Origin of the sequence: Sphingomonas tagetis, from assembly GCF_024211275.1 — a bacterium.
Lineage (GTDB): Bacteria > Pseudomonadota > Alphaproteobacteria > Sphingomonadales > Sphingomonadaceae > Sphingomonas > Sphingomonas tagetis.
In genome coordinates this window covers 1-25378 of record NZ_JAMLDX010000027.1, presented here as the reverse complement: position 1 = coordinate 25378, position 25378 = coordinate 1, and the positions used below count along the sequence as shown (strand labels likewise).

The following is a 25378-nucleotide window of genomic DNA, read 5'->3' as shown; positions in this document are numbered from 1 at the left end:
AAAAAAGGGGCGGAGATTGTCGCGTCGCGCGTCTTATGGCCGTCTGACAGCGATGTGAGTGCCGCGTGAACGCTGCTTTGGGAAGAGAAGTCGTTGAACTCAGCCGGGAATTTCGTCCCGCGCTGATGGCGTTCTTTTTGCGCCGCGTGCACGACCATGCCGAAGCCGAGGATCTGACACAGGAAGTGTTCTCGCGCATCGCGGCGCAGCCCGACATGCCGGTGCGTTCGGGCAGCGCCTATCTGTTCCAGGTCGCCGCGAACCTGTTGCGCGATCGTGCGCGGCGGCAGCAGGTGCGCCGCAATTATCGCGAGACGCTGGGACAGATCGATGGCGAGGCGATCGAGCTGATCGATCCCTATCGCGTGACCGCGGCGCGCAGCTCGATGGCGGCATTGCGCGCGGCGCTCGACGAACTCGATCCCACCACCTCGGCGATCTTCGTGCTGTATCGCCTCGAACATATGAGCAAGGATGTGATCGCGGAGGGGTTTGGCATCACGGTGCGGACGGTCGAGAAGCATCTGACGCGGGCGATGGCGCGGCTGACGGCGCGGCTGGGAGATGCGATTTGAAGCCGCGTTCGCCCTCGCCCGAGCAGTATCAAGCTGCGGCGGAATGGTGCCTGCAACTGGCCGAGGGTCCGTTGCCGGACGAGACGCAGCGCGCGTTCGACGCATGGCTGGATGCGCATCCCGATCATCTCGTCGCGTTCGAGCGTTCGAGCAGCCTGTGGCGGCAAATGGGGGAGGCGGCGGCCTCGCCCGAGCTGGTCGATGTGCGCGAACGCGCGCTGGCGACCTTCCGCCGCCGCAACCAGTGGCGCTGGGCACGGCGCGCGGTTGGCGGACATGCGGTGGCGGCTGCCGCCGCGATGCTGCTCGCGCTGGCGGGCGGCGCGTGGTGGTGGCAGAGCGCACCGGACATCTACCGCACCGGCGTCGGCGAGCGGCGCGTGGTGATGCTCGACGACGGCTCGCGCGCTTCGCTCGACGCCGCGACCGAGGTCGATGTGCGGATGCGCGGTGACCGGCGCGAGCTGCATCTGGTGTCGGGCCGCGCCAAGTTCGACGTCGCCAAGGACCCGTTGAAGCCGTTCAGCGTGCGCGTCGGTGAAAAGCTGGTGGTGGCGATCGGCACGTCGTTCAGTGTCGAGATGATCAACGGCAAGCTGCGCGTGATCCTGTACGAGGGCCGCGTCGCGGTGCTCGACCGGCCCGAGGGCACTGCGTCTGCGGCGGAAGTCCTGCCCGCGCTGAAGGGCGGCGGCGAGGAAGCGGTGCTGACGCCGGGCCGCGAACTGGTCGTCGGCATGACCGGCGGGGCGGCGGCGCAACTGTCCAGGGCCGACCCCGTGCGGTCGCTGTCTTGGGAAGGCGGCCAGCTGGTGTTCGACGACGAGCCGCTCGGTCTCGCGGTCGGCCGGATCAACCGCTATTCCGCGCGGCGCGTCGAGCTCAAGGGCGCCGCCGGACGGATGCGCGTGAACGGCGTGTTCAACACGGGCGATGTCGAGGCGTTCGCGACCGGTGTCGAGGAAACGCTGCCCGTTCGCGTGACGCGCGAGCGCGATGTGGTGACCATCTCGCCGCAATGAAGTTACGCCTTTTCTGGTCCGTTTGTTTTTTCCGGATTGGCCCGGGCGGCAATTCTGCCGTGGCGCGTCTTACTCCTCCAGGCGCGAAAAACGCCGGCTTCAGGGGGACGTGACGATGATCATGACGCGACACATCAGGGCGGTGGCTTGTTCGGTGGCGGCGATTGCGGTGACGGTGCCGGTGGCGGCGATCGCGCAGGCGCAGACTTACAGCTTCAACATCCCGGCGCAGGATCTCGCATCCGCGCTGCGCCAGTTCGCGCAGACGTCGCGCCAGCAGGTCTCGTTCAACGGCGCCGCGGTGCGGGGCAGGCGCAGCGTGCCGTTGCTGGGCGCGCACAGCGTCGATGGCGGGCTGTCGATCCTGCTGCGGGGTACTGGCCTCAGCGTCCGCCGCGCGGGCCGCGTGCTGGTGATCCAGAAGAACGAGCCGGCGATGTCCGCCGTGTCGACTCAGCCCGCGGTGAGCCGCGCGCAGGACGACGCCGCTGGCGTTCAGGAGAGCGCGGAGTCGGGCGATGCCGAGATCGTCGTTTCGGGCTCGCGCATCGACCGGCCGGGCTTTGAATCGCCGACCCCGCTTACCCGCGTGAGCGCGGAGGAGCTTGGCGTTGGCAGCCGCGCCAATGTCGGCGCCGCGCTGGCCGATCTGCCACAGTTCAAGGCTGGCCAGTCGCCGCAGACCTCGGGCACCAATGCGCAGGCAGGGCGCATGCCGGTCGATCTGCGTGGTCTGGGTGCGGCGCGGACGCTGGTGCTGATCGACGGGCGCCGCTTCACTAGCGACAACGACCTGAGCACCGTGCCGTCGATCCTGGTCAAGAATGTCGACATCGTCACCGGTGGCGCATCGGCGGCGTGGGGGTCGGGCGCGGTCGCGGGCGTGGTCAACATCCTGCTCAATCATGACCTCAAGGGGCTGCGCCTCGGCGCCGAAGCCGGCATCTCGACCTATGGCGACGCCGGGCAGCGGCGGCTGGAAGCGGCGTTCGGCACCGATTTCGACGGCGGTCGCGGCCATTTCATGATCGGCGGCGAATATCTCGAAAATGACGGCCTGATGACCAAGGTCGCGCGGCCGAATACCGGGCGCTGGGTGCTGCTGACGCAGAACGGCGTTTCGACGCTCACGCCCAATGTCGGCTACGCCAATGCCGTCATCGGCGGCATCATCCTGAGCGGGGTGAATGCGAACAAGGGGTTCAACCCGGACGGCACGCTGCGCAACCTGGTGCGCGGCACGGTGGTCGGCGCCAACATGATCGGCGGGGAGGCACCCTCCGACGACGATTACAGCCCGCTCGCGACGCCGCAGACCCGCGTCGCCGGGCTGGTCAACGTCTCCTACGAGCTGTTCGACGACGCCAAGCTGACGATCGAAGGCCGCTATTCGCGCTACTGGGGCAACTATACCTGGTTCGGCGACCATAATCGCGGTGGCATCACGATCCAGCGCGACAACGCCTTCCTGCGCCCCGAAATCCGCCAGCAGATGCTGCTCGCCGGCCAGACCAGCTTCACCATGGGCCGGTTCAACTCGGATCTGTCCTACACGACGATCGATCTGGAGCGCGAAGCCTTCCAGACCACGGTGGCGCTCGATGGCAGCTTCGACGAGGGGCGGTGGCGCTATGGCGTGTATTTCAGCCATGGCCAGTATCAGAACAACATCGACACGCCGGGCTTCCGCAAGACGGTCGAGTTCGCCAACGCGATCGACGCGGTGGTCGGGCCGGCGGGCACGCCGGTGTGCCGCATCGCGCTGACCAACCCGACGACCAACTGTGTGCCACTCAACCTGTTCGGCAATGGCGCGCCGTCTGCGGCGGCCATCGCCTATGTGACGGGCACGCCGAGCCTGCGCTCGACCACACGGCTGCACACCTTCGGCGCCGACCTGCGTGGCGAGCCGTTCGAGCTGCCGGCCGGGCCGGTCTCGATCGCGGTTGGCGTCGAGGGCCGGTGGGAATCGATCAACTCGGTCGCCGGTGCGCTCGACCGCGCGCGGGTGTTCACAACCTTTCAGTTCGGCGATCTGGCGGGCAAGGATTCGGTCAAGGAAGCCTTTGGCGAGATCGTGATCCCGGTTCTCAAGGACGTACCGTTCTTCAACAAGCTCGAGCTCAACGGCGCCGCGCGCTATTCGGATTATCGCAACAGCGGCGGCATCTGGTCGTGGAAGCTCGGAGCGACCAACGAGTTCCTGCCCGGCGTGGTCGGCCGCGTGACGCGCTCGCGCGATATCCGCGCACCCAGCCTCAGCGATCTTTATACCACTCGAACGCAGAGCTATGTCGGCGTGGTCGACGTCAATCCCGTGACGGGTGTGAGCCAGAGCGTGACGGCGCTGATCATCGGCGGCGGCAATGCGAACTTGCTGCCCGAGGCTGCGGATACCTGGACGGCGGGCATCACCACCTCGCCGTTACGCGGCCTGACCGCGTCGCTCGACTATTTCGACATCACGATCAACGGCGTGATCGCGTCGGTCGGCGCGCAGGACGTGATCAACCGCTGCCGGGCCGGCAATCAGGATCTGTGCGGCCGCATCAGCCGCGACGCCGGCGGCAATCTGATCGAAGTGCGGGCGGTTCCGGCCAACCTTCAACAGTACAAGACCAACGGCGTCGATGGCGAGATCGCCTACACGACCTCGCTGGGCGGTGATCCGACGAAGAAGCTCAACTTCCGGCTGGTCGGCACCTGGGTGAACAGCCTGACGATCAACGACGGCATCACCAACGTCGAATATGTGAAGAACACCAGCTATGCCTTCGTCACTGGCATGCCCGACTGGCGGATCAACGGCAGCGTCGGCTATTCGGACGACGGCTTCAACGCGGTCGTTCGAGCGCGCTACATCGGGCCGGGCTATTACAACCGGAACCAGGCCATCACCAACAACCGTGTGCCGGCCTATACCTATGTCGACTTGCAGTTGAGCAAGACGATCGCGGCGGGCGGGCGTGAATTCGACATCTACGCGAATGTGTCGAACCTGTTCGACAAGGATCCGCCGATCGCCTCGCTCTTCTCGCCCTTCTACGATACCGTCGGGCGGTTCGTGACGGTCGGCGCGCGCGTGCGGCTGTAGAGGGGGAGTCGGGCATGCGGGGGCGCCGTTCGCGGGTTCGTTCGGCCATCCTGGGAACGGCGGTGTTCGCCGCCGTTCCCGGCATGGCCCAGGTACCGCCGCCGGTGGAGCGGCTGACCTTCGAGGCGCGCGAGGGAACATGGATGGCCCCGGACGTGTCGCCGGACGGGCGGACGATCCTGTTCGATCTGCTTGGCGACATCTATGCGCTGGATAGTGCGGGCGGCACGGCGCGGCCTGTGTTGACAGGCGATGCGTTCGAGACCCAGCCTGTCTTCTCGCCGGACGGGAAGCAGATCGCCTTCATTTCCGACAAGTCGGGCGCGGCCAATCTGTGGGTCGCCAATGCCGATGGCAGCAATGCGCGCAAGCTGTCGGGGGACACCGAACCGGCGATCTACACGTCGCCCGCCTGGTCGCCGGACGGGCGCTTCGTGTACGTCTCGCGCACGATCCACAACATCCTGGCGTTCGAACTCTACGCCTATGATCCGCGCGGCGGGTCGGGGATCAAGGTCAGCGCGGCGCGACCGACCGGCAACGAGGGCAATGCCGACCGCATCAACGTGATGGGCGCCGCGGCCTCGCCCGACGGCAAATATCTCTATTACGCGCGCAAGACCGGCGGGCTGTGGTCCGACAAGGTGCTGCCGCACTGGGAGATCGTGCGGCGCACGCTGGCGACCGGGGTCGAGGATCGCATCATCACCTCGCCCGGCGCAGCGATGCGGCCGGCGCTGTCGCATGACGGAAAGCGGATCGTCTATGCCAGCCGGTCGGGCGCGCAGACGGGATTGCGGGTGCGCGATCTGGAGACTGGCGCGGATCGCTGGCTGAGCTTTCCGGTCGATCCGGACAGCCAGATGGGCGGTTATTACAACGATCTGGTGCCGCGCGTGGCGTTCCTGCCGGGCGACAAGGAAGTGCTGACCGCGATCGACGGCAAGCTGACGCGCATTCGCGTCGCGGATGGCGTGCGGACGGCGGTGCCGTTCAGCGCGCCGGTCGATCTGGCGGTGCGCAAGAATACGCGCGTGGAAGTGCCGGACGAGACCGGACCGGTGCGCGTGCGAGTGATTCAGGCGCCGCGGCTGTCGCCGGACGGGTCGCGGATCGCCTTTGCGGCGCTCGGCAAGCTGTATGTGCAGGATCGTGCCGGCGGGTCGCCCCGTGCTGTAGCGGGCGTCGATGGCATGGCGTTTCAGCCGGCCTGGTCGGCGGATGGGCGGACGCTCGTCTATGTGACGTGGAGCGGTGAGGGCGAGGGTGGCGGCGCGCTGTGGGCGATTCCGGCGGCGGGCGGCAAGCCGCGGCGGCTGTCACAGGCCTCGGCCTATTATAGCGAGCCGACCGTGTCGCCAGACGGGCGCTCGGTTGCAGTGTTGCGCGGGACCAGCATCGAGCGGTTGCAGTCGGCTTCCGATCTGCAAGCCAGCCGACCGACCGATATCGTCCTGCTGCCGCTTTCGGGCGGCGAGGGACGGGTGGTCGCGAGCAAGTCAGGGATCAAGGCGCTATCGTTCGACGCGAAGGGCGAATGGCTGCGTTACATGAGCGGGCCGTCGGTCGAAGCGGTGGCGGTGCAGGGGGGGGCGCCGCGGCGCGTGTTCGACCTGCGCGTGCCCAACTCGAACCGCTATTTCAACAACATCCAGACGCCGCCCGAGGATATTCGCCTCAGCCCCGACGGCACGCGGATGCTGGTCAAGGCGGCGTCGCAGGCGTGGTTGCTCGATGTGCCCCCGGCCTTCTCCGCCGATCCGCAGGCGCTGGATCTGGCCAAGCCGGCAGTGTTCGGAATGCGGCTGACCGATATCGGCGCGGACTATGTCGACTGGTCGCGCGACGGGCGGACCGTAATGTGGTCGCTCGGCGCAACGGTGCGGACGATCGACGCGGGGCAGGCGGCGGGCTTGGCCAAGGGCGTTGCCGAGAAGCAGGCGACGAAGGTCGAAGCGGTGGTGCAGTTGCCGCGCGACGTGCCGCAGGGGACGGTGGTGCTACGCGGGGGTACCGCGATCACGATGCGCGGTGACGAGACGATCACGGGCGCGGACGTGGTGGTGACCAACAACCGCATCGTCGCGGTCGGCAGGACCGGCGAGGTGACCGTGCCGGCGGGGGCGAGCGTGGTCGATGTGACCGGCAAATATCTGACCCCCGGCTTCGTCGATACGCATGCGCACTGGTTCGAGCTGCCGCGCCAGGTGCTGGAAGCGAACCATTGGAGCCTGCTCGCCAACCTCGCTTATGGTGTGACCAGCGGGTTGGATGTGCAGCCCTTCACGGTCGATGTGTTCGGCTATCAAGACATGATCGACGCCGGCATCATGACCGGGCCGCGCGCCTTTTCCGTCGGGCCGGGGATATTCGTGAACAGCGAGATCAACTCGGCGGCCGAGGCCGAGGCAGTGATGACGCGGTACCGCGACTATTACCGCACGAACAACCTCAAGGCGTATCTCGTCGGCAACCGCACGCAGCGCAAATTCGTGGTCGAGGCGTCGGGCAAGCTGGGGATGATGGCGACGACCGAGGGTGCGAGCGACTTCAACCTCAACCTGACTCACGCGATCGACGGCATGGCCGGCAACGAGCACAACATGCCGATCACGCCGCTGCGCGAGGATGTGGTGAAGCTCTACGCCGGCTCGCGGATCAGCTATTCGCCGACCTTCGGCGTGCTCTATGGCGGGTTCGCGCCTTACGACAATCAGGTGATCGCGGGCGCGATCGACCAGGACGCCAAGCTCGCGCGCTTCATCCCGCAAGGGATCATCGAGGGCAAGCTGCGCAATCGCGTTTGGACGCCGCCGATGGACCGCACGGTCGCGTCATTCGCCGCCGATGCGCTGCGCATCCGCAAGGCCGGCGGGCTGGTCGGGATCGGCAGTCATGCGGTGATTCAGGGCCTCGGTTATCATTACGAGATGCGCGCTTACGCCGAGGGTGGGGCGACGCCGCATGACGTGCTGCGCGCCGCGACGCTCGACAGCGCCGAGGTGATCGGGCGCAAGGGCCAGATCGGCAGCATCGAGCCGGGCAAATATGCCGATATCCTGATCCTGAGCGCGAACCCGCTCGACAGGATCGAGAATGCGGCGCAGATCGACAAGGTGATGAAGAACGGCCGCATCTATGACGCGGCGACGCTCGGCGAGGAATGGCCACGCAAGAAGGCGTTGCCTGAGCCATGGTTCGCAAAGTCGCGGCCGAATTGAGGAAAAGAGGATGAAGATGACCCGGCGCAATCTGCTGGCGGCTGCTCCGGCGGCGGTGATCGCGACTCAGGCGGGCGCGGCACAGCGCCGTGCGGCAGGGAAGGGTAGCGATATCCTCGCGCTGACCGCAGTCGATCTGGCGGCGGCGATCCGGCGGCGCGATGTGTCGAGCCGCGAGGTTATGGCGGCGCATCTGGCGCGGGTCGATGCGCTCAATCCGCAGTTCAACGCGATCGTCTCGCGAGTCGATGGCGATCAGCTGCTGCGCGAAGCCGCAGCGCAAGACGAGGATGCGGCCAAGCGCCGGTTCCGCGGGCCGCTGCACGGCTTTCCCCATGCGGTGAAGGACACCGCGCCCGCCAAGGGCATCGCCTTTACCCAGGGTTCGCCGCTGTTGCGCAACAACATCGCGGCGGCGGACTCGCTGGTCGTCGGCCGGATGCGCGCAGCCGGCGCGATCTTCACCGGCAAGACCAATGTGCCCGAGTTCGCGCTGGGGTCGCACAGCTTCAACCCGGTGTTCGGCACGACGCGCAACGCCTATGACCCGAGCCGGTCGGCGGGCGGGAGTTCGGGCGGCGCAGCGGTGGCGCTGGCACTGCGCATGATGCCGCTGGCCGATGGGAGCGATTTCGGCGGTTCGCTGCGCAATCCGGCGGCATGGAACAATGTGTTCGGTTTCCGCCCCTCGTTCGGGCGCGTGCCCTCGGCACCGTCGAGCAACGTGTTCGGCCAGACCTTCGCCACCTCCGGCCCGATGGCCCGGACGGCGCGTGATGTCGCGCTGCTGCTGTCGGTGCAGGCGGGGTCGGACCCGCGTGTGCCGTTCTCCCTGAAGGATGAGCCGGCGATCTTCGCCCGTCCGCTCGACCGTGAGTGGAAGGGCAAGCGCATCGGCTGGCTGGGCGACCTGGGCGGTGCGCTGCCGATGGAAGCGGGTGTGCTGGAGACGTGCGAGAAGGCGCTGGCCGCATTCCGCACGGTCGGCATGACCGTGGACGCCGCGACGCTGGAGGAGCCGGCCGAGACGATGTGGCGCACCGCCGTAACGCTGCGCCACGGCTCGGTCGGGCCTGACCTGATCGATTTTGCGGACAAGCCCGAGCAGCGCGCTCAGATGAAGCCCGAAGCGCTGTGGGAGGTCGAAGGTTATCGCAGGCTCTCCGCGATCCAGATCAACCAGGCACAGATGGGCCGCACACGCATTTACGAGGCGTTCCGCAAGGCGTTTGCGAGCTTCGATTTCCTGATCCTGCCGACTGCGCAGGTCTTCCCGTTCGACACCGATCTGCGCTGGCCGGCGGAGATCGCTGGCAAGAAGATGGACAGCTATCACCGCTGGATGGAGGTCGTAATGCCGGTGACGATGGCGGGATTGCCGGCATTGTCGGCGCCTGCAGGCTTTGGCGGGGCGCGGAAGCTGCCGATCGGGATTCAGATCATCGGGCCGACGCATGCCGATCTCGCGGTGCTGCAAATGGGGCATGCCTATGAGCAGGCATCGCCGTGGATCGCCACGACGCTGCCGCCGGCGTTGCGCATACGGCGCTGAAAGCGCAGATATCGACGCTTCGCGCTTGCCTCTCGCCGCGCACGCGCCTAGATCGGCGGATGTTACGGCCGCCCGGTGAGGGCGGCCCTTATTGTTTCTGGAGACTTGACGTGGCCCAGCCGCTCATGCCGCACGCGACCGCTTCCTGGCTGGTCGACAGCACCGCACTTTCGTTCGAGCAGATCGCCGAATTCTGCGGACTTCATATCCTCGAGGTGCAGGCGATCGCCGACGACACCGCCGCCACCAAGCTGACCGGCCGTGATCCCGTCCGCGCGCACGAACTGACCATGGAAGAGATCGAGAAGGGGCAGGCCGATCCCGACTATCGCCTCAAGATGATGAAGGGCCCCGAGCAGATCCGCCGCACCAAGGGGCCGCGCTACACGCCGGTGTCCAAGCGCGCGGACAAGCCGGACGGCATTGCATGGATCATCCGCAATCACCCCGAGATCACCGATGGCGCGATCGGCAAGCTGATCGGCACCACGCGCAACACCATCGCCGCGATCCGCGACCGCAGCCACTGGAACATCGCCAATATCGTGCCGAAGGACCCGGTGACGCTGGGCCTGACCAGCCAGCGCGAGCTGGATGCGGCAGTGGCCAAGGCTGCCAAGGCGGCGGGCCTCGAAGCGCCTGTCGATACGCGGCTGGAAGGCGACCGCGAGGCGCTGATCGAGCAGCTGCGCGCCGAGCGCGACGCGGCATCGCGCGAGACCGACGAGGTCAGCACGGGTCTTGGCTTCGAGAATCCGTTCAAGAGCTGACACCCGGACGTTCCAATGCGGGTTTGACGGCGCGGCAGATCCTCGGGTCTGTCGCGCCGTTGCATTTTGCGCGCGGGCGATCGGAACGGCGAACACGCTCTGGCGGGGCGAGGCGCCTCGCGTTAGGCTCGTTGCGGGGGCCGTTGGAGAGTGATGCGATGTGCGATGATCTGACCGACCGCGACAATGAAGGGCTTCAGAATGGCGTCTCGCGCCGTGACTTCGGCGTGATGGCCGGCGCGGCCGGGCTGGCAGCGCTGTTGCCCGCGCCTGCCGACGCCAAGCCGATCAAGGGTCGCGATGTGAGCTTCGCGACGCCGGACGGCACCGCCGACGGCTATTTCGTCGCGCCAGCGGGCGGCAAGCATCCCGGCGTGCTGATATGGCCCGATATCATGGGGATCCGTCCCGCCGCGCGGCGGGTGGCCGACCGGCTGGCTCAATCGGGCTATGCGGTGCTCACGCTCAATCCCTTCTACCGGTCGGTAAAGGGCCAATTCCTCAAGGAAGGCGAGGGCTTCGGCACGGCGTCGGTGCGCGAGAAGATCGGTCCATGGCGCGCGTTGCTGACGCCCGACGCCGTGACGCGCGACGCTGTGGCGAGTGTCGCCTGGCTGGACAAGCAAAGGGAAGTGAACGTCAAGCGCGGTATCGGCACCACCGGCTATTGCATGGGCGGGCCGTTCACGATGCGGACCGCTGCCGCGGTGCCCGCCCGGGTCAGGGCCGGTGCATCGTTTCACGGTGGCGGGATCGGCACGGACAAGCCGGACAGTCCGCACCTGCTCGTCCCGAAGATGAAGGCCGGGTTCCTGTTCGCGGTCGCGCAGAATGACGATCAGCGGAATCCGAACGAGAAGGAACTGGTGCGTACCGCCTTCGCGCAAGCGAAGAGTCCCGCCGAGATCGAGGTCTATCCCGCCAATCATGGTTGGTGCATGCCGGACAGCCCGGCTTATGATCAGGCGCAGGCGGACAAGGCGTGGGGAAGGTTGCTGGCGCTGCTGTCGGCGAAGCTTTGACCCGGGTTGACCGCTTAGCGCGTTTGTTCGATATTTGTTCCTTGCATTGACTGGGAGAGATACGATGTCGCTGACGCTCTATACCAACCCGATGTCGCGCGGCCGGATCGCGCGCTGGATGATCGAGGAAACCGGCGCCGACTATGAGACGGTGGCCGTCGATTGGCGTGCAAAGAGTGCCGACTTTCTAGCCGTCAATCCGATGGGGAAGGTGCCGGCGATCGTGCATGACGGCGTGGTCGTGACTGAGTGCGCGGCGATCTGCGCCTATCTCGCCGGTGCCTTTCCCGAGGCGAGGCTGGCGCCGCCGGTGGATCGGCGCGGCGCCTATTACCGGGCATTGTTCTTTGCCGCCGGGCCGCTGGAGCAGGCGGTGACGAGCCGGGCGATGGGCTGGGAAGCGGCCGATCCGCAGAAACAGGGCATGCTGGGCTTTGGCAATTACGACCGCACGATCGACACGCTCGAAGGGCTGGTGAGCGCTGCCGGAGGCGGCTGGCTGGCGGCGGATCACTTCACCGCGGCGGACCTCTATGTCGGAGCGCATCTGTCGTGGGGATTGCAATTCGGCTCGATCCCGAAGCGGGATGCGTTCGCTGCGTTCGTCGAGCGCGTGACGTCGCGCGAGGCCGCGGTGCGGGCAGCCGCCAAGGACGACGCGCTGATTGCCGAGCAGGCGCAGCCGGCCTGATCAGGCTGCGCAGACGATCCTAAAGGCCGGGTCGCGTGCCGGGTTTGCCAGCTTCTGGCGGGGGCGCCGCTTGGGCGGGAAGATGCGCTCCTTCACCAGCTTGCCGCCGGTATAGGCACGTTGCGCGCGCAATTCGGTGATCCCCGCCTTGCAGTCCATTGCGATCGTGCCGATCACCGAGCCGTTAAGACCGAGCGCGGTCGCGCGGCTGCGGAACACGCGCCACGGTCCTTCGCGCTTGATGCTGTCCAGATCGATCGACAGCGTCGCGTTGGGCGCGCCGGGGATCTGACGCCAGCGCTCGGCGGTGGCGGGGGTGGTCAGGAGGATCGTGGCCAACAGCGCCGCGGCGGCGCGCCTCACAGCTTCTTGCCCTTGCACACGAAACCGAACAGGCGGCGGCCCATCGGATCGTCGAGCTTCATCGGTTTCCGCTCGGCCGGCGGGATATCTATGACCTTGCCGGGCTTGCCGTCCACGACTTCGGTCAGGCGGATCATCCAGGCGCGCCTGGCGGCGCAGGCGAAGGAGACGTCGATCCAGATGTCGCTGGTCGATGGTCCTTCGGACGTGTCGAGCAGGCGGATCACCTTTTCGCCGCTATCGTCGCGGACGCTGGTCGGATCGACGAACACCGGGTTCTGTCCCGGCTTCTGGAACCGCACCCATGGCGCCCCCGGCTCACGGTCAGCGCAGAGGCCGGCCGCGAGGATCGGGAGCACCATGGCCCAATTCACTTGATCAACTTCATTTGGCGAGATTCCGCAGCACGTACTGCAGGATGCCGCCGTTGAGGAAATACTCAAGCTCGTTAACGGTATCGATGCGGCAGCGGGTGAGGAAGGTCTCGGTCGTGCCGTCGGCGCGGACGAGCTTGACCTCGACATCCTGACGCGGACGCAGCTGCGACACGCCGGAGATGGTGAAGGTTTCGTCGCCCTTGAGGTTCAGGGTGTTGCGGTCGATGCCTTCGGCGAACTGGAGCGGGAGGACGCCCATGCCGACGAGGTTCGAGCGGTGGATGCGCTCGAAGCTTTCGACGATCACGGCGCGGACGCCGAGCAGGTTGGTGCCCTTTGCCGCCCAGTCGCGCGACGAGCCGGTGCCATATTCCTTGCCGCCGATCACCACCAGCGGCGTGCCGTCGGCCTTGTGGCGCATCGCCGCGTCATAGATCGCCATGACTTCGCCGTCATAGCTGGTCATGCCGCCCTCGACGCCGTCGAGCATCAGGTTCTTGATGCGGATGTTGGCGAAGGTGCCGCGCATCATGACTTCGTGATGGCCGCGGCGCGCGCCGTAGCTGTTGAAGTCGGCCTGCGAAACCTGATGCTCCTGCAGCCACTTGCCGGCCGGCGAGGTCGCCTTGATCGAACCCGCGGGCGAGATGTGGTCGGTGGTGATCGAATCGCCGAAGATCGCGAGCGGCTTCGCCTCGATGATGTCGGCGATCGGCGCCGGCGTCATCGTAAGCCCCTCGAAATAAGGCGGATTCGCCACATAGGTCGAGCCCGCGCGCCAGCCATAGGTGTCCGAGCCGAGGACGTCGATCGCCTGCCAGCGGGCGTCGCCGGTGAACACGGTCGAATAGCGGCCGACGAACATGTCGCGGGTGAGCGCGCCGTCCATCACCGACTGGACTTCGGCATTCGAAGGCCAGATGTCCTTCAAATAGACGGGCTCGCCGTCCGAGCCGGTGCCGATCGGGGTGGCGATGAAGTCCTCCACTACGGTGCCCTTGAGCGCATAGGCGACCACGAGCGGCGGGCTGGCGAGGAAGTTGGCGCGCACGTCGGGCGAGACGCGACCCTCGAAATTGCGGTTGCCCGACAGGACCGAGGCGGCGACGATGTCATTGGCGTTGATCGCGTCCGAGATCGGCTGGGCCAGCGGGCCGCTGTTGCCGATGCAGGTCGTGCAGCCATAGCCGACGAGGTTGAAGCCGACTTCGTTCAGATAGCTCTGAAGCCCCGCCTTGTTGAGATAGTCGGTGACGACCTGCGACCCTGGCGCCAGCGAAGTCTTCACCCACGGCTTGGGCTTCAGCCCCTTTTCGACCGCCTTCTTGGCGACGAGGCCGGCGGCGATCAGCACGCTGGGGTTCGAAGTGTTGGTGCAGGAGGTGATGGCGGCGATGACGACGTCGCCGTCGCCGATGTCGTGGTCGCGGCCCTCGACCGGGACGCGGACCGCGCCTTCCTTGTGATAAACCTTGGTCAGATCGTTGTTGAACACGTCATCGACCGAGGGCAGCAACACCTTGTCCTGCGGGCGCTTGGGGCCGGCGAGGCTGGGCTGGACGGTGGACAGGTCGAGCTCGAGCACGTCGGTGAACACAAGGTCCGCCTCAGGGTCGATCCAGAAGCCCTGCGCCTTGGCATAAGCCTCGACCAGCGCGACATTCTCGTCGCTGCGGCCGGTCAGGCGCATGTAATCGAGCGTCTTGTCGTCGATGCCGAAGAAGCCGCAGGTCGCGCCGTATTCGGGCGCCATGTTGGCGAGCGTCGCGCGGTCGGCGAGCGACAGCGCGCCGAGGCCCGGGCCGAAATATTCGACGAAGCGGCCGACCACACCCTTGGCGCGCAGCAGCTGGGTGCAGGTGAGCACCAGATCGGTCGCGGTGATGCCTTCCTGAAGCTCGCCGGTGAACTTGAAGCCGATCACTTCGGGGATCAGCATCGAGACCGGCTGGCCGAGCATCGCCGCCTCGGCCTCGATCCCGCCCACGCCCCAGCCGAGCACGCCGAGGCCGTTGACCATCGTCGTGTGGCTGTCAGTGCCGACGCAGGTGTCGGGATAGGCGACCGTCACGCCGCTGGCGTCATCGGACGACCACACCGCCTGCGCGATATTCTCGAGATTGACCTGATGGCAGATGCCGGTGCCGGGGGGCACGACCTTGAAATTGTCGAGGCTCTTGCTGCCCCATTTCAGGAAGTCGTAGCGCTCCATGTTGCGCTGATATTCGAGCTCGACATTGTCCTCGAACGCCTTGGGCGTGCCGAATTCGTCGACCATCACCGAGTGATCGATGACGAGGTGGACGGGAACCTGCGGGTTGATCTTCGACGCATCGGCGCCGAGCGCGTTCATCGCGTCGCGCATCGCGGCCAGATCGACCACGCACGGCACGCCGGTGAAGTCCTGCATCAGCACGCGGGCGGGGCGGTACTGAATCTCGCGCTCGGGCGCGACCGGGTTCTTCTGCCAATCGACGATCGCCTGCGCGTCCGCCGGGGTGACAGTGACGCCATCCTCGAAGCGGAGCATGTTTTCGAGCAGCACCTTCATGCTGAACGGCAGGCGGCTGACATCCCCCAGCTTCGCGGCGGCCCTGGAAAGGCTGTAATAAGCGTATTTCTTGCCGCCCACGTCGAGCGTGTCGCGCGTTCCGAGGCTGTCCTGGCCGATGGCTGTCATTGGTGCGGGTTCCCTTTCCCTGTGTTCAAGCGCCGGTGCGGCGTGGGGGATCGCGGCGTGAAGCCGCACGGGACGCGCCGGTGCTGCGAATGCGAAGATTCGCGAGGGCCGATAGCAGGGGTGGGGGGTGAGGGGAAGGGGAGGGGCGGTTTGCGCCAATGTAGGTTGACTTGTTGGAAAATGTTGCTGATATGTTCTCGCCGCATTTGCAGGGCGAGGGGCGGCAATGGACGTTTTGGCAAGAATAGAGCGGCGGGCGTTTTCACAATGGTTGCGAACCGGATTGTGGCCGGGTGATTCCGGCGCCGGGGGCGTCGAGGTCAAGTTCAATCCCTATCACGATCCGCGCAATGGCCAGTTCACTTTTGCGCCGGGCGGGCCGCGCTCGTTGAGCAGAGTCATCGTTTCGCACCGTCGGCAGACAGTTCAAACCGCTAAAGCTCGGTCCGGTGAAGTTCTGTCACGTTCTGCTGGAAAGGCCACGGATGGCGGTATGCGCGCTGTCGGTATCCGTACCAGCGAAGCGCCTGCGCCAGCGAACGCCGTGTATCGAGCCGATCAGCCTGACGCGCAATTCGTTTCGGCAGGTTCGGCGCGGCAGCCAAGGCGCGGAGGCGGAAGCAACAGCGCGGCGTTTCACGACCCGATGACGCTGGAACAGGCGTTTTCCCGGACTGAACAACAGTCCGGGCGGCGCGATCGTGGCCGCGGGCGAGGCGCTATTCGATCTAAGCGGGCCAGCGCGCGCGGCCACCACCGCGCTGGCGCAGAATTGGACCAATCAGCTGATCGAACAGATCAAGGTGCTGGAGCCAGGGTTCCGATATGATTCAGTGGGCTTCCCGCAGACCTTGCAAGGGCAGATCAATCAGCTGAACGATCTGCGGTGGATGAGAGCGGCGGCGTTCATGCGGAAGGGAGAACTTCGTCCGCTTCAGGTGGAGACGGTTCGGTTCATTCAGCAGAGCGCGGATCGCGCCTATGCCGAGGGTGTCGCGTTGCAGAAGGCCGGCAAGCTTCGCATCCGTCTTTCGGCGCAAGAAGCTTTAGGTAACTTCGTAGATCATCAAGTCCGCCGAGAGCTGCGAGCACATTATCGCAGATATCGCATCGAGGCAGCGGGGACCGGACCGGTGCGAGTAAACCGTCGAGAGAATGACACTGCAGAATCGTCGTATCGACGGCCAGATGCGCGGGTTGGTGATATCGCCTACGACGTGACCCTCACTCGGAAGACGTTGAAGACGCCGCAGGTGCGCGGTTTCTTTATGACAGATTTCCGGCCATCAAATGTAATTATCATCCGGCCCCGGCAGGTAGATGGTCAAGCTACGTACGCTATCAAACGTCCGGAGATGAAACGATGAGCGATTTACCTCCCAACCCTTTTCGAAACGATGACCCCTATATCCCAGCAACATTAAGTGAAATCCAAGACTATCTGGCTGGTACGTTAGGAGGAGCGCCCAAGTTTATTGACGATACGGGCGCGTTTCCAGATAAAAACATCGATACGGAATTTAATGTTCTCGTCGCGGCGTTCGACACAATTCGCGGGAAGCTTGGCGAAAAGCGCTACGTCAAGCTCATCGATTTGAGCGCGCGAACCAAAGCATTGTTCGAGGCTGATCCAAACGACGATAATGGAAAGACCTTGGAGGGCTGCAAGCTCATCTGGGAAATGGAGGATATCATCCAAGACGCTCGCCAGCGTCGCGTCGATGCGAAATTGCAAGACGACGAAGGCGAGATCACCGGGGACTGAGAGGGCCATTAATGAAGCAGCCACATATGCGCTGGATGCAGGATACCGAGACAGCGTTTCTGCTGGCGCTCAAGCAGACGGGCACGGTGCGGGCGGCGGCGGATGCGGTGGGGCGGTGCGTCGGGTCGGCCTATAAGCGGCGGCAGCGGCATCCGGACTTCAAGGCGCGCTGGGAGGCGATGATTGCCGAGTGGCAGGCGCAGTGGATCGCGCAGCGCGGGCAGAAGATCGAGGACACCGCGCCGCGTGAGCGCTGGGACGGGTGGTCGGCGGTGCGCAAGCGCGCCTTTCTGCGCGCACTGGCCGAGACGGGCGAAATCCGCAAGGCGGCCGAGCGGGTCGGGATGTCGCGCAGTGCGGTCACGCGGCTGAAGGCGCGGTCGCCCGAGTTCGCGGCGGCGTGCGAGGCGGCGCTGGCGCGGTCGCTGCCCGCGATCGAGCAGATCGCTTACGAGCGCGCTGTCGAGGGGTGGGACGAGGAGATCGTGGTCGGCGGCGAGGTGGTGGGGACGCGGCGGCGCTGGTCGGAGCGGCTGCTGGCCGATCTGCTCAAGGCCGAACTGGCGGCGCGGCGGGTCGAGCGGGCCGAGGAAGCGAAACGCGCGCCGGTCGGGCGCGTGGTGTCACCGGCGGAGGTCAACCGGCGGCTGAACGCGAAGCTGGATGTGCTGGCGCGGCGGAGGAAGGCGGAGCGGCGCGCCGAGGCGCTGGCGGGGGTGGAGCGCTGGGAGGCGCAGAAGCGGGCGATGGGGGGTCGGGCCGAGCTGGGTTTGAGGGGAGTAGGGGAAGGAGCGGGACCCCGGAACAAGTCCGGGGTGACGGTTATGGGGTGGGCTGCCTTAGTAACGCGCCCGAAGGGTAGCGAAGAGCGAACGGCCTTGTTCGGGGAAGCCGTCGGTCACCGTGTAGCCGGCGTCGAGCAGGTTGCGGACGCCGGCGCCGAGCGTGACCTGGGGCAGGATCGCATAGTCGATGCGCAGGCCGGCGATGACGTAATCGCCGGTCTGGTAATAGACTGGCGCGAGGCCGTTGGCGGAGGCCAGGGTGACCGTGGTGCGGTCGGACGCGAACTCGATGCTGGGGACGAATTCGACGCCGGCGAGCGGTGCCCATGACAGCCAGGCAAAGCCCTTGTGAGCGGGGACGTCGGTGAGGCGGAAGGGGCGGATCAGGCCGCCGGCGGGGGGCGTGCCGGTATCGAAGTCGCGGTGGATATAGCCGCAGTTGAGGCCGGCCTCGAGGCTGGGCGTGAGGGTGGCGTCGAGCGAGACTTCGCCGCCATAATAGTCGGCCGTGCCGTAATTTTCGCGGCGGTTGAGGTTGGCGGCGGTGCGGACCGAGACGAGCGCGTCGTTAAGGCGGCTGTAGAAGAGCGCGCCGGAGAGGCGGACGGGGCCGCGGCTGTGGGTGCCGCCGAGCTCGAAATTGGTGGCGCGCTCGGGGCGCAGATCGGGGTTGGACTCGGCGGTGCCGAACTGGCTGCTGAACCGCTCGAACAGCGTCGGGAAGCGCGCGCGGGAGGAGACGCTGGCGTGGAGGCGGGTGGCGCCCGCGGTCCAGTCGAGCCGGCCCTGCGCGTTCCATGCCTCGGCGTTGCGCAGCGGGAAGCTGAAGAGGCGGCTGGCGCCGGTGCCGCCGGGGGGAACGCCATATTCCTGCGCGGCGTCGAGGTCGCGCCAGTCATAGCTGGCGCCGAGCGTCAGGGTGAGTGCGGGGGTGAGGGCGAGGCGGTCCTCGAGCGCGATGCTCCAGTTGCGTTCGGCGCTGCGCTGGACGGGTTCGGGGGTGGCGCCGGCGAGGCCGGGGCGGCTGGTCTGGGACTCGTTGTGCTGGTCGTGGCGGTAGTGGACGGCGAGCGCGAGGGTGTTGGCGGGGCCGGTGCGGACCGCGAGCTCGGCCGAGCCGCCATAAGCGGTGTCGTCATAGGGGCTGTCAAAGGCGCGGGCGAGCGTCTGGGTGGTCTGGCTGCGGTTGTCCCACGAGCGGAGCAGGTTACGGTATGCGTTGTAATAGGCGCGGGTCTTGAGCGTGGCGGCCTCGCCGAGCGCGGTGGTGGAGAGGAAATAGGCGCCCTCGATGTTCCAATAGGGCCAGCTCCAGTTGCGTAGGGAGACGTTGCTGGTGTCGGTGAGGTGGAGCGGGGCGTTCTTGCTGCCCTCCTGACGGGTGTAGCTCAGGGCGTATTCGTCGGTGGCGTTGGGGGTGAAGCCGGCCTTGGCGTTGACGCGCCAGTCGCGGGTGCGGCTGAAATCGCGCGCGCCGCCATCCTCGTTGACCGTCGGGGTGAAGCCGGCGGGGAGGTCCCAATGGTCCTGGAAATTCTGCGCGAAGCTGGCCTGGGCGTACCAATCGTCCTGCCGCGTGCCGAGCAGGGCGAAGGCAGTGTAGCCGCTATAGCCGCCGTCGCGGCCGAGGTTGAGGACGGCGCGGGCCTCGGCTTCGAGCGGTTGGCCTGGCTTGCGGGTGACGAGGTTGACCGCGCCGCCCATCGCGCCGGGGCCGTCGAGGACCGAGGCATAGCCCTTGGCGACCTGAATTCCGGCGATGTCGGGGGTGAGGAAGCGGCCGTAATCGAGGCGGTTGTCGGCGGGGAGATAGACTCGGATGCCGTCGACCGAGAGCGGGACCTGAAACCGGTCGAAGCCGCGGACGAACAGCAGGCGCTCGTTGCGCGAGCCGCCGCTGTTGCCGGCGGTGACGCCGGGGATGAGGCTGGCGGCGTCGTCGAGCGTGTTGCGGTTGAACGTCTCGATCGCCTGCTGGCCGGCGCTGTCGTCGCCGATCGCGAGGCCGGCGTCGGGCGGGGTGCCGGTGACGATGATCTGGCCGAGTTCGAAGCGGGTGTCGGCGCTGTCCTGCGCGGCGGCGGGCAGGGCCGCGATGACGGTGGTGGCAAGCAGAATGGCGCGCATCGATATCCCCCGACTGGCGGCTGGGTGCCGCTCGATTCGGGCGCCGTATAGGGGCGGATATAGCGTGCCGTATATATGCGAATATAGCTAACCCGATAGACCTGCGGCATCGACCCGGGTCAGGGTTCAGGCGGCGTCGGGGGTGCGGAGCAGGGTGCTGAGCTGCTGGAGCGGGCTGTCGGTTAGCGCGCTGTCGAGTTGATGTTCGATCTCACGATAGGCGCCTAACACCTTGCGCCCGAACGGCGTCATGCGCGCGCCGCGGTCGCCGGCGCCGCCGGGGACGGTCTCGACCAGCTTGTCGACCCAGCAGCGATTCATCTCGTCGACGAGCAGCCAGGCGCGGCGGTAGCTCATGCCCATCGCGCGGCCGGCGGCGGAGATCGAGCCGGTGCGGTCGATCGCTTCGAGCAGGTCGGCCTTGCCCGGCCCCATGGCGATGGCGTCGCCGCAGAGCAACTGCGCCTTGAGCTTCAACGGGCCGATTTGCATGCTGTTACCTGCGCTCCAATGTGCGGAGGGTAGCAAGTGGCGGCTCGCGCCGGAAGTCTAGCCGGTGCGGGCGACCGGCGGCTCGGCGAAGAAGCAGGAGACGACCTCGTCGGGCAAGCGCGCCGGGCGCATCGTGGCGGTGTCCATGCAGCACCAGCGCGAGCTGATCTCGGCGAGGATCTCGTCGCCGCGCTGGATGCGGGTGACGTAGAAGGCGCTTTCGCGGCGGACGCTTTCGAGCGTGACGCGCGCGACGATGGCGTCGCCGAGAAACGCCGGGCGGCGATAGGTGATGTCGTGGCGGATCGCGACCCACTGGAATTCGTTGACGGCGCTGGGCGGCGCGGTGCGCTGCCAGTGCGCGACGGTCGCGTCCTGCACCCAGCGCAGATAGATCATGTTGTTGACGTGACCGAGCGCGTCGATGTCCTGCGGGAGCACTGCGATCGGCTGGCTGTGTTGCGCGCTCACGGGCGGTTCTCCACGAGCGAGTCGGCGAGCTCGAGGTAGAAGGCGCAGATATCGGCGAGCTCGGCCTGGGTGATAGTGAGTTCTTCGCCGAGCCGGGCGCGGCGCGGGCGGTCGCGCGGCCAGCCGAGCGTGAGGAGCGGGCTGTGGCGCCGGTCGCCGCGGCGGACGCGCCCGCCGCAATAGTACAGGCAGTTGCGCGCGCCGCGCAGCGCGTCGAGGCGGGGTGAGGAACAGGCGAGGCCGGTGTCGAGCTGGCTGAGCTTGTCGCCGGTGCGGCGGGCCGTGCGCAGCGCGGGCCGCGCGGGGGCGGGGGTGATCGCCTCGATCAGCGTGCGCAGGAAGCGGTCGAGCTCACGCAGATGGTTGCCGAGCGAGCGGGCGCGGTAATAGCGCGCGGCGGCGGAGACTGGCCCGGCATAGTCGGTGGCGGCCAGCGTGTGCGCGGCGCGTCGGAGGGTGAGATGAGCCTGTGCGGCGGGGGCCGGCAGGGGGTGGATCGGAGGGATGCTCACGAACGCTCCGGTGCTTTGGGCCGGCGCGCATGTCGCCCAGTCGCAGCAGCCCAGGACGATCGTCCGCGATAGGCTCTGACTAGGGCAATTTTTCGGGCGAAGATATGGGGGTCGTGCCCGCCGGGTCAGGCCGGCTGGCGCAGATGCAGAAGCTCGCGCGCGCCAAGCGGCCGCAACGCGTCGATCCGGCCGGCGTAGAGCGTAGCCATGCCGTGATGCGCGATGCGGGCTTCCGGGCAAGACGCAGCGCTGGCGCTCATGAGCGAGATCTGGTGGCGGTAGAGTAGCTGGTTGAGGTCCATCGAAAACGCCCCTGCATGTAAGCCAGAGCGCATTTGGTCTCTCAGCCGCTGAAGCCTACGATCGTTGTTTCAGCGATGGACCGGATATGGGGAGCCGAGGGGCGATCCGCAAGGCGGGGGATGGCTCAGTCGGAGTGGGCAGTGCCGGCGTAACCGGGGCGGAACTTGCGTCCGGTGATGCACGCGACGAGGCGCGGAACCGGGGCGTTTCGCTCCATCCATTCGCTATACGCGCGATAGTCGGGATCGGCGCCGAGATGGCGTTCCTCGGTCTTGGCGCGGATGTAATAGACGCCGCTGACACAGGCCAGCAGCACCGTCGCGCGGACCGCGTCGTAGATGCTGCCGGTGGTGACGAGCAGCGGACAGGTGCTGAGCCACCAGAACAGGTTCTTCGACAGGTACGCCGGGTGGCGCGTCCAGCTGTACGGGCCGTGGGTGATGATGCCGCGATGGGTCAGGTTGGAGAAACGGAAGCCGAATGCGAGCGTCGCCCAGGCGTAGATGGCGGTGAGCGTGACGAGGATGGCGCCGGTGATCCACAGCAGGATCGTCTGGCCGGCGAGCCAGTGCGTCCAGTCCGAGGTGCCGGGGTGGTAATCGAGCGGGCCGCCATTGCCCATCAGGATGAACGGCGGATAGCAGATCAGCGCGAACGCCCAGCCGGCCATGTACGGGTTGGCGCTGCGGATATGGCTGTCGAGCGGGCGGAAGGTGAGGATGTAGCCGACGGTCGCGAAGGCGACGTCGATCATGAACATGCCGGTGATCAGCCAGTTGGCGAGCGCGATCGGGTTGCCGAGGATGCCGTCGCTGCTGGCGCGGATAAAGCCGCCGAACCCCGGCGGGACGATCGCGAGCATGAAGGCGAGGAAGAAACCCTTCACCGCCCAGCTGCGCAGATGGCTGTGGATCGCGGACTCGTCGTGCGGCTGGTTGCCGAGCAGCCAGGCGCCGAGGTGCCAGGCGCCGTCCTTCGGCTCGATCAGGCGGCGATCGAGCCACAGGACATAGGGCACCGAGAGGATGAACAACGCGGGCGCGGCGACCTGAAAGCACCACATGGCGAAGGCGAAGTTGCCGGTCCAGTAGAAGCGGCACACGGCATAGATGGCTGCGATCCCGCCCCAGGTCAGCCACAGCCCGGCGATCTTGGTGATCGAGATGTCGAGCGTGTCGCTGAGCGGTTTAGGGGCGCTCCAGTCGATGCCGGTGCTGGGGTTGCGGTGGACCTTGTCGACGATGACCGCCCACAGGACCATCGGGATGCCGCAGGCGAGCAGGTTGATCAGCGCGGAATAGGGGCCGTCGAGGCCGTAGCTGCGCGCGACGGCGAGCCATGCGCCCATGCCGACGAGACCCGCAATGCCGGTGCCGGTGCTGACCGCGGATTTGGGACGCGGATCGGACGCTGGATCAGACTGGGTTTCCCGGGCGAGGGCGGGGTCGTGATACATGACGCCCGCATAGCGCGGGAATGGTAAGCAACTCGTTAGCCGGGCGGAGATCGGTGCGTCGTGCGTCTTAAACGGAACAAGGGTTTACGCACTGCGTATTGGTTGCTTAAGTAACATTATATCCCGTTTCATGGAGTCCTGAATGCGCCGTGTTTTCGCGCTGACCGCCCTGTTGCTTGCCTCGGCTGCCGCCGCCCAGAATTCCGCACCCCAGCCGCTGCCGTTCGAAGACAGCATTCCGGCGGCGCGCGACGTCGATTATCCCGGCACGATGACGTTGAAGGTCGATGCGACCGACGTGCAGCGGGCGATCTATCGGGTGAAGCAGACGATACCCGTCGCCGATGCCGGGCCGATGGTGCTGCTGATGCCGGCGTGGCTGCCGGGCAACCATGCGGCGCGCGGGCAGGTTGAGAAGCTGACCGGGCTGAAGATCACCGCGAACGGCAAGCCGGTGACCTGGAAGCGCGATCCGGTCGATGTGTGGGCGTTCCATGTTGAGGTGCCGGCGGGTGCGCGCGAGCTGGACGCCAGCTTTCAGTTCACATCGGCGACCGACGCCGATCAGGGGCGAATTGTGATCGCGCCCGCCATGCTGAACCTGCAATGGGAGCAGGTGAGCCTGTATCCCGCGGGCTATTTCACGCGGCGCATCCCGGTGCAGGCGAGCGTGACCTATCCCGAAGGCTGGACCGCGGCGTCGGGGCTGCCGGCGAAGAAGCAGGGCCGCGACTATGTCTATGACAGGACCAATTACGAGACGCTGATCGACTCGCCGGTGTTCGCGGGGCGCTATTATCGCGAGTGGAAGCTGTCGGACCGGGTCGATCTCAACGTCGTCGCCGACAGCCCGGAGGAGCTGGCGGCGAGCGAGGCGCAGATCGACGCGCACAAGAAGCTGGTCGAGCAGGCGGTCAGGCTGTTCGGCGCGCAGCATTACGACCGCTATGAATTCCTGCTGGCGATCACCGACGAGCTGGGCGGGATCGGCCTCGAGCATCACCGCAGTTCGGAAAATGGCGTGAAGCCGGGCTATTTCACCAAGTGGAGCGAGGGGCCGGGGCCGCGCAACCTGTTGCCGCACGAATTCGTCCATAGCTGGAACGGCAAATACCGCCGCGGCGCGGACAGCTGGACGCCCGACTACCGCACGCCGATGCGCAACTCGCTGCTGTGGGTCTATGAGGGGCAGACGCAATTCTGGGGCTATGTGCTTCAGGCGCGGTCGGGAATCGTGAGCAAGCAGGACACGCTCGATATGCTCGCCAACATCGCCGCCGGGCTCGACAACCGCGCGGCGCGGCAGTGGCGGCCGCTGGAGGACACCACCAACGACCCGATCATCAGCGCGCGGCGGCCCAAGGGCTGGGTGAGCTGGCAGCGGTCGGAGGATTATTACAATGAGGGCCTGCTGATCTGGCTGGAGACCGACGCGATCCTGCGGCGGCTGTCGGGCGGGCGGAAGTCGATGGACGATTTCGCGCGGGCGTTCTTCGGGATGCGCGACGGCGACTGGGGCGTGCTGACCTATCGCTTCGACGATGTGGTCGCGACGCTCAACGGCATCGAGCCCTATGACTGGGCGAAGTTCCTGCGCGCGCGGCTCGACAATGTGTCGCAGCGCGCGCCGCTCGCCGGGTTCACCGACAATGGCTATCGCCTGATCTATACCGACGAGCCCACGCCGGCGTTCAAGAACGCGCAGAAGAGCCGCAGCCAGACCGATCTCAGCTATTCGCTGGGTCTGGTGATGGGCAAGGCCGGCGCGGTTTCGCAGGTGGCGTGGGATTCGCCGGCGTTCGAGGCGGGACTGGATGTCGGCGATTCGGTCGTCGCGGTCGGCGGCCGCGAATATTCGGACGATCGGCTGATCGACGCGGTCAGGGCGAAGGCCCCGGCAAAGCTGCTGGTGAAGAGCGGTACGCGATATCGTGATGTAACCATCGACTATCGCGGTGGCCTGCGCTATCCGCGCCTCGAAAAAATAGGCGCCGGAGAGGGTGGCCTGGACAAGCTCCTAGCTGCTCGCTGAAGCGAGCGGCGGCGGCACCAGCCCGCTCCCCCACCCGGCCACCCATCAGGATACACTGGTGTGGGTGG

General features: G+C 66.6%; 20 protein-coding genes. 11 read left to right on the top strand and 9 right to left on the bottom strand.

The genetic code is table 11. The features are described 5' to 3' along the window. The first annotated feature begins 65 nt into the window (after nt 1-65). The 8 genes from M9978_RS21475 (at nt 66) to M9978_RS21440 (ending at nt 11947) form a co-directional block, all read left to right on the top strand. Nucleotides 66-575 (top strand): RNA polymerase sigma factor, encoded by a 510-nt coding sequence (locus M9978_RS21475; protein WP_367305141.1) that lies wholly within the window; start codon nt 66-68, stop codon nt 573-575. Next, a complete protein-coding gene (locus M9978_RS21470) occupies nt 572-1597 on the top strand; it encodes a FecR family protein (protein WP_254296988.1) in 1026 nt (341 codons plus the stop codon). The genes M9978_RS21475 and M9978_RS21470 overlap by 4 nt, the downstream gene beginning before the upstream one ends. A 115-nt stretch (nt 1598-1712) precedes the next feature. After that, nucleotides 1713-4691 (top strand): TonB-dependent receptor, encoded by a 2979-nt coding sequence (locus M9978_RS21465; RefSeq protein ID WP_254296986.1) that lies wholly within the window; start codon nt 1713-1715, stop codon nt 4689-4691. Between the two features lie 14 nt (nt 4692-4705). Further along, complete coding sequence (locus tag M9978_RS21460; protein ID WP_254296984.1) at nt 4706-7912, top strand: amidohydrolase family protein; 3207 nt, start codon at nt 4706-4708, stop codon at nt 7910-7912. Nucleotides 7913-7922: 10 nt separating this feature from the next. After that, complete coding sequence (locus M9978_RS21455; RefSeq protein ID WP_254296982.1) at nt 7923-9464, top strand: amidase; 1542 nt, start codon at nt 7923-7925, stop codon at nt 9462-9464. Between the two features lie 110 nt (nt 9465-9574). After that, nucleotides 9575-10234 carry a cell cycle transcriptional regulator TrcR gene (locus tag M9978_RS21450; RefSeq protein ID WP_254296980.1) on the top strand — a complete coding sequence of 220 codons (660 nt, stop codon included), beginning with the start codon at nt 9575-9577 and terminating at the stop codon, nt 10232-10234. Between the two features lie 158 nt (nt 10235-10392). Continuing rightward, the gene (locus M9978_RS21445; RefSeq protein ID WP_254296978.1) at nt 10393-11256 is read left to right on the top strand and encodes a dienelactone hydrolase family protein; all 864 of its coding nucleotides are present in this window, start codon (nt 10393-10395) and stop codon (nt 11254-11256) included. Between the two features lie 64 nt (nt 11257-11320). Further along, the gene (locus M9978_RS21440) at nt 11321-11947 is read left to right on the top strand and encodes a glutathione S-transferase family protein (RefSeq protein ID WP_254296976.1); all 627 of its coding nucleotides are present in this window, start codon (nt 11321-11323) and stop codon (nt 11945-11947) included. Here M9978_RS21440 and M9978_RS21435 read toward each other — a convergent pair whose 3' ends face one another. From M9978_RS21435 to acnA, 3 genes are read right to left on the bottom strand one after another with little or no spacing between them, the layout of a single operon-like run. Beyond that, on the bottom strand, nt 11948-12310 hold the full coding sequence (locus M9978_RS21435; protein WP_254296975.1) for a hypothetical protein: 363 nt from the start codon (nt 12308-12310) through the stop codon (nt 11948-11950). Further along, a complete protein-coding gene (locus M9978_RS21430) occupies nt 12307-12672 on the bottom strand; it encodes a hypothetical protein (protein WP_254296973.1) in 366 nt (121 codons plus the stop codon). Before M9978_RS21430 ends, M9978_RS21435 begins: the two co-directional genes overlap by 4 nt. A 22-nt stretch (nt 12673-12694) precedes the next feature. Next, a complete protein-coding gene (gene acnA, locus M9978_RS21425; protein ID WP_254296971.1) occupies nt 12695-15367 on the bottom strand; it encodes an aconitate hydratase AcnA in 2673 nt (890 codons plus the stop codon). 701 nt (nt 15368-16068) lie between these two features. Here acnA and M9978_RS21420 point away from each other — a divergent pair. Both M9978_RS21420 and M9978_RS21415 read left to right on the top strand, forming a co-directional pair. Next, nucleotides 16069-16734, top strand: coding sequence for a hypothetical protein (locus M9978_RS21420; protein ID WP_254296969.1), 666 nt, complete (start codon nt 16069-16071; stop codon nt 16732-16734). Beyond that, the gene (locus M9978_RS21415; RefSeq protein WP_254296967.1) at nt 16731-17132 is read left to right on the top strand and encodes a hypothetical protein; all 402 of its coding nucleotides are present in this window, start codon (nt 16731-16733) and stop codon (nt 17130-17132) included. The genes M9978_RS21420 and M9978_RS21415 overlap by 4 nt, the downstream gene beginning before the upstream one ends. An 839-nt stretch (nt 17133-17971) precedes the next feature. On the opposite strand, the gene M9978_RS21410 is transcribed toward M9978_RS21415, so the two are convergent. The 6 genes from M9978_RS21410 to M9978_RS21385 form a co-directional block, all read right to left on the bottom strand. Further along, nucleotides 17972-20044 (bottom strand): TonB-dependent receptor plug domain-containing protein, encoded by a 2073-nt coding sequence (locus tag M9978_RS21410; protein ID WP_254296965.1) that lies wholly within the window; start codon nt 20042-20044, stop codon nt 17972-17974. Between the two features lie 126 nt (nt 20045-20170). After that, a complete protein-coding gene (locus M9978_RS21405) occupies nt 20171-20536 on the bottom strand; it encodes a winged helix-turn-helix domain-containing protein (protein ID WP_254296963.1) in 366 nt (121 codons plus the stop codon). 57 nt (nt 20537-20593) lie between these two features. After that, nucleotides 20594-21007, bottom strand: coding sequence for an acyl-CoA thioesterase (locus tag M9978_RS21400; protein ID WP_254296961.1), 414 nt, complete (start codon nt 21005-21007; stop codon nt 20594-20596). Next, entirely contained in the window at nt 21004-21519 is a 516-nt protein-coding gene (locus M9978_RS21395) for a hypothetical protein (RefSeq protein WP_254296959.1), read from the bottom strand. The genes M9978_RS21400 and M9978_RS21395 overlap by 4 nt, the downstream gene beginning before the upstream one ends. 125 nt (nt 21520-21644) lie before the next feature. Continuing rightward, nucleotides 21645-21821, bottom strand: coding sequence for a hypothetical protein (locus M9978_RS21390; protein ID WP_254296957.1), 177 nt, complete (start codon nt 21819-21821; stop codon nt 21645-21647). Nucleotides 21822-21946: 125 nt separating this feature from the next. Continuing rightward, complete coding sequence (locus M9978_RS21385; protein WP_254296955.1) at nt 21947-23278, bottom strand: methyltransferase family protein; 1332 nt, start codon at nt 23276-23278, stop codon at nt 21947-21949. Nucleotides 23279-23420: 142 nt separating this feature from the next. Here M9978_RS21385 and M9978_RS21380 point away from each other — a divergent pair, with 142 nt between their 5' ends. Next, complete coding sequence (locus tag M9978_RS21380) at nt 23421-25310, top strand: M61 family metallopeptidase (RefSeq protein ID WP_254296953.1); 1890 nt, start codon at nt 23421-23423, stop codon at nt 25308-25310. The last annotated feature ends 68 nt before the right edge of the window (nt 25311-25378 follow it).

Excerpts from the sequence above, each read along its gene's own strand:
- M9978_RS21465 (WP_254296986.1), top strand. The coding sequence starts at position 1,713 with ATGATCATGACGCGACACATCAGGGCGGTGGCTTGTTCGGTGGCGGCG.
- M9978_RS21460 (WP_254296984.1), top strand. The coding sequence starts at position 4,706 with ATGCGGGGGCGCCGTTCGCGGGTTCGTTCGGCCATCCTGGGAACGGCG.
- M9978_RS21455 (WP_254296982.1), top strand. The coding sequence starts at position 7,923 with ATGAAGATGACCCGGCGCAATCTGCTGGCGGCTGCTCCGGCGGCGGTG.
- M9978_RS21445 (WP_254296978.1), top strand. The coding sequence starts at position 10,393 with ATGTGCGATGATCTGACCGACCGCGACAATGAAGGGCTTCAGAATGGC.
- M9978_RS21440 (WP_254296976.1), top strand. The coding sequence starts at position 11,321 with ATGTCGCTGACGCTCTATACCAACCCGATGTCGCGCGGCCGGATCGCG.
- M9978_RS21430 (WP_254296973.1), bottom strand. The coding sequence starts at position 12,672 with ATGGTGCTCCCGATCCTCGCGGCCGGCCTCTGCGCTGACCGTGAGCCG.
- acnA (WP_254296971.1), bottom strand. The coding sequence starts at position 15,367 with ATGACAGCCATCGGCCAGGACAGCCTCGGAACGCGCGACACGCTCGAC.
- M9978_RS21415 (WP_254296967.1), top strand. The coding sequence starts at position 16,731 with ATGAGCGATTTACCTCCCAACCCTTTTCGAAACGATGACCCCTATATC.
- M9978_RS21410 (WP_254296965.1), bottom strand. The coding sequence starts at position 20,044 with ATGCGCGCCATTCTGCTTGCCACCACCGTCATCGCGGCCCTGCCCGCC.
- M9978_RS21405 (WP_254296963.1), bottom strand. The coding sequence starts at position 20,536 with ATGCAAATCGGCCCGTTGAAGCTCAAGGCGCAGTTGCTCTGCGGCGAC.
- M9978_RS21390 (WP_254296957.1), bottom strand. The coding sequence starts at position 21,821 with ATGGACCTCAACCAGCTACTCTACCGCCACCAGATCTCGCTCATGAGC.
- M9978_RS21385 (WP_254296955.1), bottom strand. The coding sequence starts at position 23,278 with ATGTATCACGACCCCGCCCTCGCCCGGGAAACCCAGTCTGATCCAGCG.
- M9978_RS21380 (WP_254296953.1), top strand. The coding sequence starts at position 23,421 with ATGCGCCGTGTTTTCGCGCTGACCGCCCTGTTGCTTGCCTCGGCTGCC.